At 70.1% G+C, this 535-nt stretch carries 1 protein-coding gene; it reads left to right on the forward strand.

Annotation, left to right across the window (positions count from 1 at the left end):
* A partial coding sequence (locus tag NLR35_RS34205; protein ID WP_257170937.1) for an Hpt domain-containing protein occupies nt 1-535 on the forward strand: 535 nt, incomplete at both ends.

Raw genomic sequence — 535 nt, forward strand, 5'->3', positions numbered from 1 at the left:
GCACACGATCAAGGGGACCTGCGGCTTCCTCGGCCTGCCGCGGCTCGAGGCGCTGGCGCACGCCGCCGAAACCCTGATGGGCAAATTCCGCGACGGCATGCCGGTGACCGGCGAGGCCGTGACGCTGATCCTCACCACCATCGACCGCATCAAGGACATCCTCGGACAGCTCGAGGCCAACGAGGCCGAGCCGGAAGGCGAGGATCGCGACCTGATCAGCGAGCTCGAGGCGATGGTCGAGCGCGGCATGGCGGCGATGGCCGCCGGAGAGGCCGCGCCGCCGCTCGTGCCCGCTGCTCCCGCAGCACCGCCGGCGCCTGCGGTGACCCACGGCAACCTGATCGATCAGACGCTGGAGCGTCCGCTGCGTCCGGGCGAAGTCTCGCTCGATGAGCTGGAGCGCGCCTTCCGCGAGACCGCGATCGAGACCCCGCCGGCGCATGAGAAGGCGCCCGAGCCGAAGCCGGCTGCACCGGCAGCTGTCGCCAAGACTGAGGCCGCGAAAGCCGAGGCCAAGCCTGAAACAAAGACTGAA

It is taken from the genome of Bradyrhizobium sp. SRS-191 (assembly GCF_024586915.1).
Classification (GTDB): Bacteria; Pseudomonadota; Alphaproteobacteria; order Rhizobiales; family Xanthobacteraceae; genus Bradyrhizobium.